This window comes from Mucilaginibacter sp. 21P, assembly GCF_019331605.1.
In the GTDB taxonomy this organism is placed as follows: Bacteria; Bacteroidota; Bacteroidia; order Sphingobacteriales; family Sphingobacteriaceae; genus Mucilaginibacter; species Mucilaginibacter achroorhodeus.
This window is the reverse complement of record NZ_CP063061.1, coordinates 2,386,331-2,405,682: the sequence shown is the minus strand read 5'-3', so window position 1 is coordinate 2,405,682 and position 19,352 is coordinate 2,386,331. Positions and strand designations below refer to the sequence as shown.

Sequence of the window (19,352 nt, the reverse complement as noted above, 5' to 3'; positions counted from 1 at the left end):
GATATTATAATTTAACAAGTTTAAATCCTGCAAATCGCCCTCTCAGTTTCCCCTGCTCGTCTAAAACTTCTTTCGTTTGCGGATATTTTGTTAATACAGCAACAGTAGTGATAGTTGAAAAATTTATGCGGACTGTACGGTCCTTGCTCCGGTCAGCAGCAAATTTCTCATCCGGTATAGAATTAAACACGCTTTTGATGCTCTTGCTGGTTTTGTCAAATGTTAGCTGATAAATCCGACAAAAAGGATTTGTATCGCTTGACAATGTGAATATTTCCCTTGCACCTTCCCTGTTGATGTTAAGATAAAACCCTCCCTCCCTGAGCATTGACTGCAATTGGCCACGATCAACCAAGTTTATCCTAATCAATTCCTTTGATAGGCCGGTGAAGACTGCTTTTGTCTGATAGTTGATACCCACAAAAATTTTATCTGAATTAATGGACTCCTCACTTCCAAAACGGTAGAAATATTTATGGCCTTCTTTCGCGAACACAAAGCGTGTATCTTTCTGATCGTTTGAGCTGTTTGACGGATCATGCAGATCTGCAGTGCCCTCTATTGTCATGGCGGGTGCGTCCAGCGGAAGCGTTAACAATACACTGTCCAGTTTGCGGATCTCTGCGGTATCTGCGGCCCTGTAGGGAATTTGGGGAAACACAGATGGGGTTTTCATCACGATCGGTGAATGATTTTGCTTCTGACGCATAGACAAGGCTGTTGCAGACAATGCAGCTACTAACGCAATACACGCGCTTAACTTGAGGTATGTGGTTGTTTTCATTATAGACTCTTTTTCAAATACGATGACCTGGTTTCCTTGATAGTCACGACTCCTTTTTCTGTTTCCCTCTTGATCCGAACCAATAATCCCTGATTATCATACTCGTAAAATGTAGCAAAATCATTTTCGTCGAGCTCGGCCATTAATCGCAGGGTTTTATCATCATACGCATAGGTTTTCATCTGTGCATCTTTAGGATGCATTCGTAGGTCATCCACATATACACCACCGCCAACCGGAGTTATTGTAATATTAAAATCGGATGACGGTGTACTTGCGATATCCAGCGTTCCTTCCAGTAGTTTCCAGCCGTCTACCACAGCCTTGACTGTCAGGTCTGCTAACGGCGTTGCGTTTAGCTTAACGGTTACGGGAACTACCGATCGATCGAAAGGCTTATTATCTTTCACCCAAAGATTGAGGATGTACGTGCCCGGGGAAGGCCTAAAGCCTTCAGGATAAACCGCCTGCGGATGTTTGATGTACTCGTTATTGGTGTTGAAATCAAAGTACGGGAATGACTTCTGCTCCTTGCCCGAATAGCGGCTCGTCGCAAGGGTTATACCGGAAACCGGAAGCGCAATGCTGTAGTTGCCCGAATGAGCCACATCTCCGGTTATGATTGATCCGAGACTTGGGTAGTTACCATTACTTGTAAATTCTTTTGCTGGAGTTGTGGGATCGTAGTAAACGGGCAAGCCAAATGTAAACTTACCATCCTCGAAAGAATTAGCATAAAGCTCGCGATTACGGGCATTCGAGGCGACGGCGGCAGGCAGCTCTCCATTAAAGTCAAATTTGGCGGCACTGAAGCGCCCAAGTGCGTCCTGATTTTCCAATTGCTGGCCGTATCTATCATATATCGTGACAGTACTTGCCGAGGTCCAGCGATTGGTCGCTGAAGTCTCCATCCAGCGCTGTATACCAGCGTTAGCATTGTAATACCAGTTGCTAAAAAAGTTTCCGATGTAACCAGTCGTTTTGACCCTGACCGCCGTTGTTAAGGGTTCTGTTAAATTTGCATAAACGCGGTTTCGTTGAAATACCTTAGTTTTAAAGGGTTTCCAGTTGCCAGCATAACCTAACACATAAGGATTTATCGCTGTTTTCGGGATCGAACACAGATCATATGGGGTTCTAAGGTAATCATTATAGCGCACGGCATAATGAAGCTTCTGATCGCTTCCTGTCTTGGTATAGACCAACCTGCCGGGACCGCCCCCGCTTAATAGTTCCCGAGTTGAGAATATAGTTGTCAGCGGATAGGTATTCCGAAGTTCATTAAAGGTATTATTATAAATCTCTATCGCTCCAGTCGCACCGTCAGCACCGACAGTCTCTGAAGAGCTAAGTTCAATGTGAATTCTATTCCAACCTTTAACGAACTGTTTTTTGTATACGTAAACATCGGTCTTACCAGTGGTACCCCTATTAGATATCTCCCAATTTGTTCTGGAACAATTAAGTGCGGTGCTGAACTTCAGGTTAATTTCCGAGCGATAAGCAACATAATAATCCTTGGTCTCAGGAACATAGAAATCTGCAATAATTCCTAACATGCCACCACTATTATTGGTGTAAAGCGGGTTGGCGGGATTATCGCTTATACTTGCCATATCTAGCCCACTACGGATATAGCCGCCTTCGTTAGCTGCAAAAGTTCCATCGTTGGTGTGCATGATGAACGGCCTTGAAATAGGCGGGCGAAGCCCCTGGTACACCCCAAAATCAGCATCATCATCGCTTCTTGAAGCATGTATATCCGGGATCTCTGTAGCCCAGGTTTCGTCATAAGTTGTAGCGGAAGCGTTTATTGCCTTGAGAACTGTGGAAATATCGTTGTCGGCGGTCATCAGCAATCGATTATTTGCACCAACAGGGTTGTTAAGGCTGACGATCTGTGTAATGTCGGCATCTGTCATATTTCGATTACCTGAACGTACAATTTTGACGAGCTTAGAACTGAAACTTTTTTGAATACCGCCCCATCTATCCATCAGATAACGTGTCGTGGGCAGCCCGCTTCGTACCTGTTCAACAATCCAATAATGTTGTCCGAAAAAATGGGAATTTGCCTGTTTATCCACATCAAGATCGATCACTTCATCGCCCGGCGAGAAACTGCTCGAGTAACTCGTCAATACGCCACTTGCGTTAGTTGTGAGATCCTGCAGTACTATCCCTGTCGACCGGTAGCCGCCGGACATACCCTTGTATCCCCAATATGCTGGTATATTCAGCGTATAAACCGGCTGCTTAAATTCATTTTGTGTTTTACTGATAATGACATCACCTGTCTCGCCGTCAAATGCGACATTTTCGGTTGCGATCGCCGATCCATTTTGAATCTTGACCACCTTATCCAAGATACCATAGCTCTGTACAACCTTGAGCATACAAGCTGACCTGAAGAGCCGGTAATCATCATTCAATTTGACCGGAAAGTGCGGAAGGAAAGATGGATAGACAAAAAATATAATCGTTTCTGAACCTACGTTCACCGCGGTACCGCTATTGATTGATTCCTGTTCTCTGAAATCTCCGTAAAGCTCAATATCCTGTCCGAGAACCGCATTGACTACGGAACCATCCGGGTTTACGATGGACGCATTATTATTCAACTTATAACTTCCCCCACCTACATCAGTTGACCGATAATAATATTCAGTGGCGCTGATCTGTGCGCCGCCCTGATTGTATACCCGTACGGCTCTCGCCTTACCGTCCATGTCATTTAATTCGATACTGTAGCCCTGTGACATGGTCATCTCGTCATCACTGACCGTTTTAATAAAACTAAAGTAACTTTTCGGTGTGTATCGCCGGGGATCTATTGGCAAAACGCTTGTCCTGACAGGAAAATCTTTCGTCGTGTAAAATTCATTTACGACATAACCCGTCTTGACGTCGGGATCCGGTGCGAAAGTATTTGTACCTGTTTTGACAAGATCCCGTATAGTCACTTTCGAATAGGTTACGCCAGGCGCAGGAAATACAGATTCACCAAAAGGTTCTTCCAGATCAAAATAGTTGTCTATTCCACCCTTGATTTTCTGAATAACGGGGATGGCCATCTTAAAAGGATTCTCATCGGATCCGATCCCAGGCTCATAGCTAGCCACACCACTGCTGATTACCTTGCCGTTTTCGGTCGTGGTATAAGTGTATGCCTGACCATAAACACCTACTTCAGAGTTACTTCCGGACGCTACATTGGGCTGCCAGTTGTCAGTTATATAAATGCTTTTAACCCTCGCCCCGCCACCAGTTTTGGCTATTACCTCCTGATTGTCTGCATTTATGTAGCCATCATACTTAGCAAGTCTTAAAAAGCTTTTTGTCAGATCGACCTGGGTCGCATACTTTCCCTTCGCCGTATCATAAAAATTCTGAAATAATTCGCCCAGATTCCCTATAGAAGTAATAACAGCATTTAAAACAGCCATCAAGCCAGTTGCATTTGTCCCATCTTCTTTTCTGGAGAATCCCGGGTAGGCGAACCGTGGATATTCATTCTTTAAACGCTGCAATGCCGCATGCATGATCGTGTTGGTATTCAGTCCTTCTGCATTGTAATTTTCCAGGTAAACGAGTAGGTAGTTTCCAGAAGCCGGACGTGCGACGGATGCGACCTTTGCATAACACGGGACATAATCATATGCTCTGTCTTCCGGAGATTGACTGTCATTGCCGGTTTTCATCCGCACGTATAATTTCGTATACAGATAATCCGAACCATTGAGCATATTCCTTTTAAACCAACCTAGGAGATCAGCTTGTCCCACAGGTGGCATTTTGCCGGATGGCAGGTCTATACCAAGCGCTTGCATATCGTACAATGCTCCTTCCGTCTGTGGATTAAGTTGAATAACCGAAGCACCCGTCCCTTTATATAAGCCATTGACGGCATACATCGCCATTGCTTTGCGGTTCTGTACATAGGTATAATCATCAGCCTCATAATTTACCGTAATGTCGCCGCCGGTGGGTAATTTAATGTTATTTAATTGCCACATACCGGCATTGTTGTTGGCAGTGGTGCGATTTTTTTGGTTCGCATACGGGAATTCCTCGTTACTTAAAGCTGAGGTAAGATTCTCTGTTGCTGCGTCTTTGAACATCCCCCATCTGTCTGTCGACATATCTTTATAGGTGTTGCCGGGATTGTAATTGAATTGATAATAATGGTATTTGCCACGATCGATATTTCGGTATTCAAACCATACCTTTTTAAGAGTGAGCTTGCCACCTGTAGCGGACTGACCTGACTTAGCTATATAATTGGGGACAGCGCCAAACAATGAGTAATCGTAATCGAATTTTACCGTTTTTATCGGCCTGGACATATCAGCTTTGGAGTATAGCCTTATTTCTGACAGTCTTCGCTGACGCTGACTTGCGTTTGGTCCGCCTGATTCCTCACTGAAAGCGCCAACACCATCCGACCGATCTTCGGTGATGAAGTAAACTATCTTAGTTTTAGTCTCAATGGAATTAATATACCATAACTCTTTTTCTCCAAAAACGACACTCCCTTTATCATCATCAGGATCAGCCAGTAAGCCGCGATTGACGTTGACATTATCGAATGGGGCTCGCCAGTTGTAATTGTATGCTGTTTTTGAATAATTGAACTTTACCGCTGTACCCTGATCGTCATTAGTAATGCCATTGCCTGTTTTGTCCACGTAGTCCGGCGACAAAATAGCGGTTAGTAAAAACGATGAAGCATAAGGTGCTTTATTCTCTCTATGATAATACTCGTCAATACCTAGACCTCTACCCGGGTAAGAGGTTTTGTTGGTACCGGCGATTTTACCGTAGGTCCTGCCCAGCGCGAGAGAAAGTTCTGTGTGTGCTACATTATACACTGGTAAGCCATAAACCATCCGTTTACCAGACGGGTCTGTCACCGTTATTTCAGAAATATGCCTTGGTTTCCTGACAGGATAAATATTGTCATTATAAACATTTGGATAGTCGCCCTGATCAGGGATCGGTTTGTTGTTATCCTTCAACGGGTCAACTCGTGGATAGGCTTTTTTTAACGTTGGACTGGAAGGCAATACGGATGGAAGATTGTCCTTATCAAGCATTTGATAATTATAAATCACAGAATCCAGCCCACCATGAGTAGCTTCGTCGGCAGTAAGGTAAGTGATCAGCGTTTTTTTAGGTTGACGTGATTGCTTTTCAATCTTTTGTGCCGAGGCACCTACAAAATTAGGCATAGCCCGGTTTGAGGCATCTAACTGAACCATGACTGGCAAAGTGTTTTTCATCGCAGAGGCGAGGTTGGCATCCTGCGTTGTCATCTCTCCCACTTCCTTAAAATAGGCATGTTCTTTATTGAAGTTATTGAGGCTCTTATCCTGAAAATCCCCGTTCGCCAGATAACTATTTGCTTTCGTCCACTTGCGGGTAAAATTATGAACGTCCTGTTTGAACAAAGTAACGCCTAGGTGAATATCATTCAAGCTACCACCTATATCCAGACCATCGGAAGATGATTTGTTACGATCATCTGTCAGATTATCAAAAAACACCCCTGATCCACCACGAAATAGTCTGAATTGGCCAGTTCCTGATTGTCCGGAGTAAGAAAACATGTCCGGTGTATGTATGGGAACCGCAAGGTTGGGTGTTTCGGGAATGATTGGATTATCATTTTCGCGTATGAAGTCCATGACCGCATCCGGATCACGCTTACCGTCTTCTGCATATAATAAACCATAACTAGGCCGTTTAAAAACTTGAGTACTGACACTTCTGGTTGTTTTGTAGCCCGTTATACCATAGCCGGCAAAAGCGCCGAAGATCGCAGCACCGGCATCAATACTAAATGAATTACTTGAGCTCTCGTAAGGGTAACTTATCTTTGGATTTATGGGATCTGTATTGTAGGAAAAATTAGTTCCCAAGCCTCCACCCAGCTTTTGAACCGTACCAGGTGCAAAACTTGCGCCGAGTGAAAGGGATTTCATTCCAGAGCGGGTGTTGTAACCTAAACTTGCGCCTAGACCCTGTACATTCAGCATTTTGTCCGTTATGTTGTCACTAAAATCAAGGGAGGCTTTAGGAGATACGTCTACACCTTTTTGAGAGTCCGAGGTAAGGCCTATACCTAATGAAGCGGTCATCAGCCCCCCGGTGAACTTAGACGCTGAAATGCCTGCATTCGGTGTAAACTCAGCGCCAAACCCGGTATAATTATTCGTGTAAACGCCAAAACTAAGATTAGCGCTGCCGCTGATGGAGGCCAAGCCGAAAAGTTCTGCTTTTGAGGTTAACCGTGCACCAACTGTTACTGAAGGCTTTGTGTAATGTTCAACGGTCACCTGATCGCCGTCCATGTCATCCGGTACCCCCCTTAGTTGTCGGTTAATCGCTCCCGTATTCAGCGTCCAGCCAAAGCCTACCCAACTCGCTTCATCTTCCATGCCGTTACCCGACTGATATGATAGATTAATTGGATAACCATCTATGTCCATTAACGGAACATTGTACTTAAAATCGCCTGATTTAAGATCAACCATGTCTGATACACCTGCCGGCTGAAATGCAAGGGTTTCCGGCTGTGCAGGTCCGGTGGTCAAACCGTACACAGTGGCTGGCAAACCAAGGTTAATTAACCAGACCGTTAGCAACACGCGGGCGATGAGACGGCGATTTTTGAAAGAAAATGTAAGTAGCTTATTCTGCGTCATGTTATTGAATGACCGTTTTTACACGGTATAATTTTCTATTGATATACTTGTCTCTGTAAATAAGTTCTATTGTATCCGATTCCTTAATGCCTTTCATATCGAAATCCGCCATAAATTCAAAAGTTCCTTTGACCCCGCTTGGAACTGACTGTAAAAACACCGGCGGGCTCTCTCTGTGATGAATAACTGCTTTAAAAGCACTGTCCATAGAAAGTGTCAGCGAATCCTTTAAAGCAACAGATAGAGCTTCGAACTTTGTGGCGGATGGTGTAACTCTGAATAAAAAGCTTCCCGCCGCGGCTCCTGCCACATTTCTTTCCGCGGGCATTGCCTGAAAAGTAATATCTTCGTCGCCGACAGACCGGAAGCCAGCTGAGCGTCCGCTGCAGCCGCAAATCAGTATCAAGACAGGGATGTAAAAAGCAAGCTTTGTTATCTTCATTTAGGTTCCTTATATAAAAATCTCATTGTCCTGATTACACCATCAGGCAGCCAAACCTTTAAAGTGTAATATTCATCATCCACGAAACCGCCCGCCTCAACAAGATCGATGCTGACCTTATTGATCCCTGAAATCGCTGATAGTTTCGGGAGATGTTTCAGTTTTTTGTCTGGTCGCGCCATGCTGCTTATCTTATATTGCAGTGGGCCGGCGCTATAAGCGTTGATAAATGAGAAATTTAACCTACCATCAGCGATATAGTAATTTCCGCCGGCCATATCGCTTATATCTCTATAACTCGCGCTTGTATCCGCTTTCTTCACGCTGTCCTTGCAATCGATCGTGAATTCCCAGATTTCCGAGCGGTTCAGAATGGTCATATCCTTGTAAGCGGTCACCTGCCAAGCGTAGCGCTTTTTATTTTCCAATTCCTGTGCAATGGGAGGGAAAGGCAATACAGGTGACAAGATGCCCGGCTGGTTGATCAGCGGCAAATTATAATTCAGGGCATCTGTCGCATTCTGCCCGGACCTGATCTCCGTGAGCACCAACTGGTAAGTCGCACCCGGCACAGCTGGTATCAGCGGTTGCCAGGTTAACAACGGTCTCTTGTCACAGATCTGGTCCTTGTTATAGGGATCCAGCAAATTCATTTCCGCGAACGGTGCCAGCACGTATTCGAAACACTGTTCTACCGGGGGGTTGTCCGATCCTGATACCTGTAATGAAAAGCAGTAATCATAATCCCCCTGGGGAAAAGCACGTGAGGCAGCGGTAATCTTGCCAACCTGACTGGATGAAAATTGAATACGTGCGCCGGAAGCGGCGGCTACCGGTATTGACCCCGCTCCGGGGTACACGGTAAATTCCGGCGTATTGATGATACAGATCACCCCGGCGCTCCGCTCGGTAACCGTAATGGTCAGGCTGGCCCGGAAGCTGTTTTGGGCACCGGCGATCTTACAGTTAAAAAGACCGCTTACGTTCCTGCCGTACACCTCCGGAACGAATTGAAAGATCACATCGGCCCTGCATAACAGGGTCATCAGAAAAAACAGCGCAAAACAAAATCCCTTTTTCATTATAAAGCGTTAAGATGATACCTCACGTTGAATTCCGCCCGGCACGACGGATATAGTTCAGCGTAAAGCGGTTTAACCAAATTCTTACGGACATCCAGGTAAGAACCGATATCAAAATGGCCGGCTGACATCAACTGGATACCCTGTTTAAGACCGGCTTGACGGGCAATGCCGCTGTTATCGAAGAATGTTGCCCCCGAGGTCAGGACCAGTTTACGAAACAACTTGTACTGATAGTTCAAGTCGGTATTCAGCATATTGCCGATCAGGTGATTTGGGGTCAGCTCGCGGTTGTAAAGAAGGTTGAAGGACAACACATTCCTTTTCATCATCATTGTCTGTACATAGTTGAACAGCAATAAGCGAGAGCCGTCACCTGCAACATTACCGGCAGCCGGTGTGCTCACCGCCTGTGTACCCACACTGAAGTGACTAAAGGAATAGTTGCGGCCAATTTTGTAGTTCGCATTACCGTCGAACTGGAATTTTTGGAAGCTATATACCCGGCTACTGAGTCCCTCTATGCGCTTATCCGTGCCGTTATTCGCATACCGCAAGTTAAAACTGAATGATCTGTTTACTGTAAAACGGCTATCAAGCTGAACATTGAAGGTCTTCCAGCGATCGTCAGAAGTATAACTGATCGGCATGTTACTAAAGTCGGTGCGCAGATTGAGTACCATTTTATTCCGGTAGAGCGCCTTACGCAGGCTGCCACCAAATTTCATGCGCGCTCCGCCAAACCCATTATTTCCTGGATTCTGGTACCCTACTCCCGAATATTTGAAATAGATATTATCTGAGGCACCGACGGCCGGCATATCCAGGCGGTGCGTAAATCCAAAGGCCAGCGAATTGTAGAGATCACCCGCAAAATCCGGTCTTGCGCCATTTTTGGCATCCAGTGCCGTTAAAGCCGGTGATTGGTATTTATTGGCGTATAACGTCGACGATTTGGATGCCTCGAAGTCCAGCAAGCCCAGCCGGCCGATGTTAAGACCTTTTGAGATGGTCAGCGCAACATTATTGTTGGATATTGCAGGCATGGAATAATTTTGATTTCTGATCTGCCGGCTCACTGAACTGACGAATGATATCTTCAAATTGCTGTAACCGGAGCGGCGCAATTCCGTGCTGATATAAGTAACATTTCTGGGCTCATTGAAAACCGAACCCTGGAAAGCAGCATCCTTAACCGAACTGATATCACTGACGCTTCCGTATCCGAAGGTGACCGGGATCCGCCCCGGACGCAACGTCACTGAGCCCCCTTTCAGGAAAAGGTCCTGATCGTTAGTGGCACCGGGAACATGGTTACTGAAAGCACCCAGTTTAAGGGCATCAAGATTACCGAACAACTGTTGAAGCGGCCCTCCCGAAGACCGTCCCATTAACCGCCCGCCGAGTTCCGAGACGCCGTGCCGGTAATCTCCTTCTTTCAGGAAACGCTGCATTTGGATCATTTTATCCACGTCAAGGCCCTTGCTTTGCATTTCACTTTTGACCGCTGTTAGGGAAGCTGCGACCTTTTCCACTTCTATTATCGAGTTGAAACCCTTCAGATTTTTATCCTGAACGCCCGTTGCTGCCCCTGCTGCGAGAGCCTGAAAAGTGCTCAGGCGCTGTGTGAGCATTTGGTCCATTTGGGATAACTGGCGGTTGAGGTCCACTTTTCCGCTGGTACGTGCGCTGAGAAATATCTCCTGTGCCAAACGCATGGTAGTCGAATCTCCGGCCAGTTTAACTTTAAGGAGGCTATCCGTAGCAGAGTTCCCGAGTTCACCCGTACGCTGCAGGCTATCCCGAAGCCTCATACCGGTCAATTTCTCGGCGATCTGCTCTTTGGTCATGAACCGGATCTGGTCATAATGGCCGGGATGGTTAAAAAAGTCCTGAATAACGCTGTTGTTCCGGATGATCCCGATCTCATTTTTCTGCGCCAGCAATTGGTTTTTAAGCTGTGTCGGATCCTGAAGTTCAGCCAAGGCATTTCGCAGCCGTCCAGCAGCATCCGGCATTCCAGCCTGCTCTTTCAGCGTTTTGAGCATCTGGGAGCGGTCCATAAGCATCAGGTCTTCGATATTTCCGGGTTGATTCAGGAAATCAGCGAGTTTTTTATTTCCCAAGGCCGATTTAAAACCGGTGGTTTGGTCATAAAGCTTTTCATTCAGCTTACTTTTTGCAAACGCACCGATATCTTTGCCACCCAGAAACTGATTTTTGACATCTGCATATTGTTGCAGGTCGCTTTTTAGTGAAGCTTTAAGAGCCTGCGGATCGAAGTCAAATTTAAAAAGATCGTTGTAGGCCCCGCCGTTAGGCATCGATGCTGCCCGGTCTGTCGAGAATGCAAGTTTGACAGGCACACCAAAGGCATTCAGCATACCATCGAAACCGAATACGTTTACGAATTTGGACTGTCCCAATGTGCCGAGGGCAGGAACCGGTTGATAGCGCACAGCATCCTGTATCGTTAATTTAAGACCGATGTCGGGATTAAGTAGCTGTTTGAACTTTGCAACGAAAGGTTTGGAAACGCTGCCTGCTTTTTTAAAGGCCAGGTTCCTGGCTTTTTCAGCTGCAAGCGAACTTTTTACTCCCGAAAATTCAGGAGTGGTCAGTCCGAGAGATCTGCGCAATTTATTTAGGTTAGCAATGCTGTCCCGGAGTTTCCTGTAGGCTTTGCCAGCCTGACCGGGAGCATCAAAAAACCGGGTTTTGCCTGATGAAAGTTTTTCAGTTGCGGATCTGAGTGGTTGACCGGCCTGGGATGCAATGGCTGCTACCTTCTTCTTTGCCAGCCGCGAGACAGAGTCCTGCAGAACCTGCCGCACACTGTCAGCGTGCACAATTTTAACCGGGGATGCTTTTGGCGTCGCAGGTGTTTGGGCCATCGTTTGGGCCGTCCAGCACATAAGCACGATAATCATCGCGCATGATAAAGGTTTAGGCATGTAAAATTGTAACCAATATTATTAATCAGGGTGTCATTTAAAAAGCTTCACCATTTAACCCCTGCGAAAAATGCTCGCGACGAAATGCGAAACATCAATCAGGATTAATATTTTAGCGATACCGTTATTTTAAATAACTTCCACGAAAATAAACGATAAAAATATTTGCAACAAATTTTTTACAAAATATTTTTATACTATTTTTGCTAACATAACGTTATCCCAGATTTTGTGTTGTACGTCTATTACCGCCTTATCATCAGATCTTTTTTTGCAGCAATCCTAGTCGCATTATTGGTTTTAAGCGTAAGGCCTGCATACGCACAAGTTTCCTCCAACGCTGGTCATGAATTCTGGGTACCTTTTCCGACCCACGTTCCGGACATCGATGACAACTACAATGTCTTGTTGGCTAAAATGAGCATCTTCATCACCAGTGATCATAATTCAAGCGGTATAGTGACCGCCAATACCTTTTCCCAGCGCTTTACGGTACAGGCCAACCAGGTCACCGAGATCCAGGTCCCGCGTGATGGTGTTTATATAGAGAACCAGCAAGGCGGTGAGGTCATGGCGCTTAATCACGCCATTCACATTCAGGCCGATGAAAATGCCGCCAAGATCGTTGTGTACGCACATATTTTTGCAGGCAACAGGTCAGCAGCAACGCTAGTTCTTCCCAAGGAAGCGCTTGGCCAGGACTATTACTCCATGAATTATCCGCAAAAGGATATGGAAGGCCGGAACCTGATCGATGTGGTAGCGATCGAACCGGACACCCGTGTCCGGATCACCAGGAATGGTGACGATATCGTACCTGGGGGCGTTTTATTAAAAAGCGCCGGTGACGTCTACCAGCTAGCTTTTGACCAGGACATGACGGGCATCCGTGTGAGTGTTGATGCTGCGACTTCCGGTTGTAAACGCTTCGCTTTGTTTTCAGGGAGCAATAACACGCTTATTGCTGCTACAACTTGCATATCGCCCTCCCGTGACCCCCTTTTTCAACAGAATTACCCGGTCCAGAGTTGGGGTACCAAATATGGTTTTATCCCGTTCAGCATGGAAAGCAAGAACAATCCGCAGTCCCTGGTCAGGACGAGGGGACAATATATCCGTGTGGTCGCGAAGGAGAATGGCACGGTCGTCAAGTTTAACGGAAATGTCGTAGCTACGCTGGAAGCAGGAAAGTTTTACAGCAGCCCGCTACCGATAGCTGTGCCCACCTTGATTGAAGCTAGCCAACCGGTGGCCGTTGCACAATTTGCGATCTCGCAGGAATGTGCAACGTTTCTAGGTCCCTATGACACCAAATATAGCGACCCGGATATGGTGATCCTTAATCCCATCAGCTATAACATCCGTGACATTACCATTTATTCTTCGTCGAAAGAACATATCAAGGAACAGTATGTGAACATCCTCATCAGATCGGAGGATGCATCCAGTTTCCGGATCAATGGCCAGTTACCACCCAAGCCTTTTATACCCGCGTCTGACATACCCGGCTATGCATACAATCAGATCGACCTGACCGGCAGCCCGGTGCAGACCTTTCACCTGCAGGCTTCAGGCGGCTTCAATGGTATCGCGTACGGATTTGGATTTGTTGAGTCTTACTCCTACTCCGCAGGCACCAACCTGGCTTCCAGTATCGCAGTAACGGGCATCAGGACGAGTGACCAGGCCCTCATTGACAGCGCCTGTTCAGATGAGGACTTTTCCCTGCGGTTAGCGCTTCCATTTGTGTCGGAAAAGATCAGCTGGCAGATCAACGGTACTGCACCCATTGTACAACAAAACCCACCCTTTAAGACCACCGATGACGGCATCCGTAAAACCTATTATTATACCCTGCCGAAACCTGCTTCGATGGCGCAAGCAGGGTCGTATGAGGTTAAGGTAACCGCCGCCTATCATGTCCTGGTGGGCGGTTGCAATAACGGTGAAGAGCAAGCTGAGTATACCTTTAAGACCTTACCTAAACCTATTCCGGAGATCATCACAGGCGGTGCAGATTGTTCGGGTAACGTCAGTTTCAGCGCGCCGGAAATTGTCTCTGGGCAGAAGTTAAAAACCTATCAATGGGACTTTGGCGACATCAACAGTAGCGGCAATTCCGCGACCGGCCGGCAGGTCAGCCACCTGTATGGTTCTTCCGGAGAATATACTGTTAAGCTGACCGTGCTTTCTGATGCGGGTTGTCAGGCAGAATCGATCAAGAAAATATCGGTAAAGATCTACCAACCTGAGCTCACGGCTTCCGGACCAGCTTGCCCCGGCAAGCCGGTGAACTTCGGTGCCAAGCCCTTACCCGGATTCAGCCCGGTCAAGTGGGTATGGGATTTCGGCGACCAAACGATCGTGACGACCTACATGGCCAGCGCAGAACATTATTACACAGAAGCAGATATTTATACGGTCAGGCTGAGCATGGTGGATGCCTCCGGCTGCAGTACTGCACAGACGACCGTTTTGCAGACTATTGTAAAGTCTCCGGAGTCCGGCTTCACCGTCCTGCAAAGTTGTGCCGGCTCACCGGCGCAGTTTTCGGCTAATGCAATGATCGGTCAAGGCAGTTTGTCTTATGATTGGGATTTTGGCGATCAGTCCGCTTCGGCGGTAAATAACAGGTCTGCACTTTCGTCGCCAAGCCACCAGTATGCCGCTGCCGGCAGTTATACCGTCAAACTAACCGTTCGGAACAGCAACGGTTGTGAAAGTTCTTCAAATCAGACGATAAATGTAAGCGGACCACCAAAGGCAGATTTTGAACTGTTAAGTAACCCGATCTGTGCAGGTGAACAAGTGGTCATCCGGAACCGATCGTTCGCCAATGGTGGCAATATCACACGGATCGACGTATATTTTGATGCAGCAAATGCTCCTGACGAAAAAATCAGTATACAGACCCCGTTGAACGGACAAGAGATCAACTACCGTTATACTCAACCCGTGGGCATTGCATCCCGCCCGGTTATGATCAGGCTTGTTGCCTGGTCCGGTAACACCTGCAATGATGAAAAAACGGCACAATACACACTGCTCGCTAAGCCGGAGCTCAGCTTTAGCGGACCGGCAGCAATATGCATCAGCGATCAACCGGTGCAGTTGACCGGCAGCGTTAGTAATGCCGTTCCGGGAACGGCGAGCTATAGCGGGGCGGGGTTGAGCGCAACGGGTTTTTTCGATCCGCAGCTTGCCGGCCCTGGACATCATACGCTTACCTTTCGCTTCCTTTCTGCCGGTGGATGCGAGGCTTACAAGACCATTGAACTCGATGTCCGTCCCGATGTCGACATCGCCGGTGAAACCACTTATACCTATAGCCTGAACCCTGTTGCCATTCGTCCAACCTACAAGGGTGAACCAAAAACTTACAGCTGGACGCCAGCCACCGGCCTGAATGACCCAGCGACAGCGTTCCCGCTGGCAAGTCCGCCGGTAACAACGGTCTATACCGTAACGGTATCCAACGGGTTTTGCACGCAGCAGCGGCAGATTACGGTTAACGTCGCACCCGAACTGGAGATCCATAACAGTTTTACACCGAATAATGACGGCATCAACGACCTGTTCACCATCGGCAATATAGACAACTGGAAAGGTGCGCAGGTAAGTATTTATAACCGGTACGGAACAATGCTCTATCAGTCAAGAGGAAAGTACCAGCCGTGGGACGGTAAGTACAATGGAAAAGAATTGCCGGCTGGAGCTTATTATTACGTGATCATTACTGCTGACGGCAGAAAGAAACGCAGTGGTTCGATCACCCTGATCAGGTGATCTCACCAGTTATGCCTCGGACAGGTCACCCGGTATCGGTTGTTCAGCAATATCGAGAGGACAAGTTCATGGGATCCGTTGCTAACGTTCCGCAAGGCCGATGTATTGGCATCGTAAGAGTAGCCGACGTTGATCAGCGAATTAACATTGATACCTGCCAGGATACCCATCGCATCGTTATGACGATAACTTCCGCCGAACCAAAAACGGTCTCGGAAAGATATTTTAAGGTTGAGGTCAAACGATGCTGGTGCAGGATCTACGAATTTCAGCAAGGCAGAAGGTAATAAAGACACGTCATCACTGACGTAACAACGTATTCCTGCCGTCGCAAAATAATGGGGAACTGCCCGGCTCAAACGCAGCCCATTCGCTTGACTGGAAATAAAGGGTGCTTTTGATACCAGTTGCTGTGCAGATACACCTACGAAATAATTGCCGGAATATGCCCATATGCCTACCCCCGCATTGGGTCGCCATTTGTTATTCTCCAGGGTCCGGAGTATTGGATCGTCCGGATTTTCAAAGTTCAGTTCTGACGTTTGCAGGTGCAGGTGTCCCGCACCTGCGGAAACCCCTACTGCCAGATTAAGCGAGGGCGTAATACCGAGGTGGTAAGCGTATGCGACGGCGATATCTGTCTGTTCAAGGCGGGCCGCTTTATCGGTGATGACCGAAAACCCTAAACCGTGATGAGGCGCTGCAGCACGGTATTCAGCAGTATACATCCGGCTGTAAGGGCTTTCACCACCCATTGGCTCAGCACCGGCGGCATCTCCCTGTGTAAATTCCGTCCCGAGCGGCGCATTCACGGTCAGGTAAGAACTGACAGGCGCTCCTTCTATACCACTCCATTGGCTACGGTATCCAAGTTTAACATCGGTATAATTTTCCACCCCGGCAGTCGCCGGGTTCAGCAAAAAATTATTCATCACGTACTGCGTGTATTGCGGCCGTTGCTGCGCCAGCGCCGACATAGCCGACAAAAGGGTCATAATAAGATAAATAAGACGAGACACCCTCACAGTCGCGCTAAATTCTTGCTTGCCGTATCCATCAGTTAATTTCAAACAAATATAAACAATCAGTGGTAGTCTTAAATGGATAGCTGCAACAAATTAGACATTCGACAAAGATCCCCCTATTTTTGCCATGCAAGTTCTGGAAGGGTAACCGAAAGATTAACCCCAAAAGATACCTGGTCTGAAAAAAATGATTTATCCTTCTGCTCGAGTTTATTGAGGTTGATAAGCGGTTCGATCGTCAGGTTTTGCTTGCCGGCGGATAGGACCAGGTAAACGCCGATACGGCCGCCCAGGTTTTTCAATTCAGGTGCCACATCTGTCTTTGCTGCGATCTCGAATCCGAAAAGAATGGGAGACCTCGGAAAGAATACACTGAACGGCACATCAATGTTGACATGTGTCTTTTTATCGGGGATGGTTCGGTAATAAGAGGTCTGTTTGTATTCGACAGATGACGTGCCGCCAATGATCTGCTGTCCCTGGGGAATATCGAGAAACACCAGGTCGTCGTCATTGAATTCCCGGTTATACTGTATCTTTGCGGTTGGCAATATAAATATGTTAAATTCGGGCCGAAGCTTAATCAAGTTATAGCCGGCTGAAAGACTGGGATAATTATCCGTGTATTTGCGCGTGTACAGATCATCTGATGCAGTCCCGTCAAATATGGGGAATCTGCCGTTGTTGTACCGTACGCCGAAGGTCAGATAACTTAATGTCATATGTGAAAAGCCGGCCTTCATCTGAATGGCATTCAGACTGTCGACCTCTTCCTTGTACAACCGGTGCAGATACACTTGCGATGCTTCAGCGACAATGTTTTCTTCAAAATGTTTATCCTGTAACCCTGCCGTCATACTACTGAAACTTTTTGGGAGGTATGCTGCATATTTTTTAATGAGTTTATCAAATTCATCCTTTTCCTTATAGTAAATCTCTGCGGCGTCGACGGTAAGCGGACTATCGATCGGGGCATTCCCTAAAAAGTACCGGCCATATTTTTTATATAACTCGATCAACCGGTCGATATCCCGGCCGGCAAGTAATTTTGTTGCTTTTTCATAATCATTCATTACTTTCTCGGTTTTGATGGTAACATCATTTTTGGATGCCCTGAACGGTCTCCCTGAATTGACAGCCGGATAATACAGGATATTAAAGCCATAGGAATAAGTATTTCCGAACTTCCCACCTGAGAAAATGTCCGCAAAGCTATTTTTTGATTGGGCTGATCCTGTCGCTTGTATCGTCCAAGCCGGCAGGTCTAAAAAGGTATAGTTGAGCGTGGCGCTTTTATCGTCAACGATAACCGCCGTTGATACGGCCTTACCGTTCTTTACTGCTGTTCCGCTCAAATTGTACAGCAACGAATCTAATAATTTAGTGAAGGCCTCATTCGTGACGGTTTTTCCGGACGGCCCGTTGTTAGCACGGACGGATTTGATCTTTGCGCGGGAAAAAGCGATATCGGAGGTGATCTGCTGAGGTTTGACCTGCGCGCGTGCGCTAAAGGATAAGCAGGTTATAAACCCGCTTAAGAGGATCGTGATCTTTTTCATGTGATAAGTGTGACCGGTTGAAATCACAACTCTAAAATAAGAAGTTTACAATTTAATTTTTGAATTGCAGAAAAAATTAAATTAACAATGTCTTTACAGTGAAGTAGTTACAAAAGCAGCAACTCATTTTTCTTGCACCCTGTGGTGGTAAGATTTCCACAGAAAATAATAAACCATCAGCTCCTGTTTCCGCTGTGCTTTGCAGAAACACCGGTTCAAGTGCATATGGACCAGGCCGGCGAGCAGCGTATTACGCCCTTGCATATCCTGTTGCGTAGAAAGGTCCCGCAATACCCTGATATCACTATTCAGCCTTTTGTAGGTCGCGGCAGCGCTCGCGGATGCAGGCTGCCATTCCCCGGCACCTTGTTCACACAGATCGCGGTGGCACTGCCGGTAGGCTGTATCCATGCGAACCCTAACACTTTTGTGCACAGTGAATTCCCTTTCGAACGCTGCAGACATACGGGCGATAAAATCTGTTGCTTACTTTTGATCAGTAAAAAATCCGAACACCATCATACGCACCGTCTGTAAGATGTCGATCATCGGCACATGACCACGGTAGCGCAGCAAGCGTGTGGAACTTCGGTAAAAGATGGTCTCCGCAAAGGTGATCAGTTCTGGACCATAGCGTTCCAGTTCCCGTTCTTAAGCAGCGATACTGATCGATCTGAGCAACCGGGAAATAGCCGGCCTTTCCGCGCGTTTCTGCAAGGCACTCATCAATGCGGACTGATCAGATGCGGCGATAAGAAAGCTAATGCGCAGGTGATGTCCACTTTCATCATAGCGGATAAAAAACATTTTTCGATGCTTTGGCCGAACCGCCTGATGACTGGAACCAATAATTTTTGTAGTAGTTTTGTCGAGCGTTCCGGTGTGCAGTCCAACCTGATGAACGACCATTCGCTTCCAGGCAGAAACCCCCGTTTTGTCTTGGCTTTGACCGGATGCAGCGGCGCATTGACCGGTGTAAACACCTACTCCTCCCCGACCAGAAATGCCACGAA

Annotated in this window: 8 protein-coding genes and 1 pseudogene; 1 reads left to right on the top strand and 8 read right to left on the bottom strand. The window is 46.9% G+C overall.

The features are described 5' to 3' along the window. Positions 1–4: 4 nt before the first annotated feature. Genes INP83_RS10970 through INP83_RS10950 form a run of 5 tightly spaced genes read right to left on the bottom strand, consistent with a single transcriptional unit; the run spans position 5 to position 11,969 of the window. Complete coding sequence (locus tag INP83_RS10970; protein ID WP_219123943.1) at positions 5–784, bottom strand: hypothetical protein; 780 nt, start codon at positions 782–784, stop codon at positions 5–7. Continuing rightward, positions 784–7,491 (bottom strand): hypothetical protein, encoded by a 6,708-nt coding sequence (locus INP83_RS10965; RefSeq protein WP_219123941.1) that lies wholly within the window; start codon positions 7,489–7,491, stop codon positions 784–786. The genes INP83_RS10970 and INP83_RS10965 overlap by 1 nt, the downstream gene beginning before the upstream one ends. Before the next feature lies 1 nt (position 7,492). After that, positions 7,493–7,933: a hypothetical protein gene (locus INP83_RS10960; protein ID WP_219123940.1), complete on the bottom strand. Its 441-nt coding sequence runs from the start codon at positions 7,931–7,933 to the stop codon at positions 7,493–7,495. Then, entirely contained in the window at positions 7,930–8,979 is a 1,050-nt protein-coding gene (locus INP83_RS10955; RefSeq protein ID WP_219123938.1) for a DUF928 domain-containing protein, read from the bottom strand. The genes INP83_RS10960 and INP83_RS10955 overlap by 4 nt, the downstream gene beginning before the upstream one ends. 35 nt (positions 8,980–9,014) lie before the next feature. Next, complete coding sequence (locus tag INP83_RS10950) at positions 9,015–11,969, bottom strand: hypothetical protein (protein WP_219123936.1); 2,955 nt, start codon at positions 11,967–11,969, stop codon at positions 9,015–9,017. Between the two features lie 417 nt (positions 11,970–12,386). On the opposite strand from INP83_RS10950, the gene INP83_RS10945 reads away from it, so the two are divergent. Next, positions 12,387–15,755 (top strand): PKD domain-containing protein, encoded by a 3,369-nt coding sequence (locus INP83_RS10945; RefSeq protein ID WP_219123934.1) that lies wholly within the window; start codon positions 12,387–12,389, stop codon positions 15,753–15,755. A gap of 2 nt (positions 15,756–15,757) precedes the next feature. On the opposite strand, the gene INP83_RS10940 is transcribed toward INP83_RS10945, so the two are convergent. The 3 genes and pseudogenes from INP83_RS10940 to INP83_RS21355 all read right to left on the bottom strand — a co-directional run bounded on the left by INP83_RS10940 (position 15,758) and on the right by INP83_RS21355 (position 19,248). Further along, complete coding sequence (locus INP83_RS10940) at positions 15,758–16,825, bottom strand: type IX secretion system membrane protein PorP/SprF (protein ID WP_219123932.1); 1,068 nt, start codon at positions 16,823–16,825, stop codon at positions 15,758–15,760. 71 nt (positions 16,826–16,896) lie between these two features. Further along, the gene (locus INP83_RS10935; RefSeq protein ID WP_219123931.1) at positions 16,897–18,339 is read right to left on the bottom strand and encodes a hypothetical protein; all 1,443 of its coding nucleotides are present in this window, start codon (positions 18,337–18,339) and stop codon (positions 16,897–16,899) included. A 123-nt stretch (positions 18,340–18,462) separates the two neighbouring features. Beyond that, positions 18,463–19,248: pseudogene (locus INP83_RS21355) on the bottom strand (thiopeptide-type bacteriocin biosynthesis protein). Positions 19,249–19,352: the final 104 nt, after the last annotated feature.

Coding starts and splice junctions, on each gene's coding strand:
- INP83_RS10950 (WP_219123936.1), bottom strand. CDS start 11,969: ATGCCTAAACCTTTATCATGCGCGATGATTATCGTGCTTATGTGCTGG.
- INP83_RS10945 (WP_219123934.1), top strand. CDS start 12,387: ATGAGCATCTTCATCACCAGTGATCATAATTCAAGCGGTATAGTGACC.
- INP83_RS10965 (WP_219123941.1), bottom strand. CDS start 7,491: ATGACGCAGAATAAGCTACTTACATTTTCTTTCAAAAATCGCCGTCTC.
- INP83_RS10960 (WP_219123940.1), bottom strand. CDS start 7,933: ATGAAGATAACAAAGCTTGCTTTTTACATCCCTGTCTTGATACTGATT.
- INP83_RS10935 (WP_219123931.1), bottom strand. CDS start 18,339: ATGAAAAAGATCACGATCCTCTTAAGCGGGTTTATAACCTGCTTATCC.
- INP83_RS10970 (WP_219123943.1), bottom strand. CDS start 784: ATGAAAACAACCACATACCTCAAGTTAAGCGCGTGTATTGCGTTAGTA.
- INP83_RS10955 (WP_219123938.1), bottom strand. CDS start 8,979: ATGACCCTGTTATGCAGGGCCGATGTGATCTTTCAATTCGTTCCGGAG.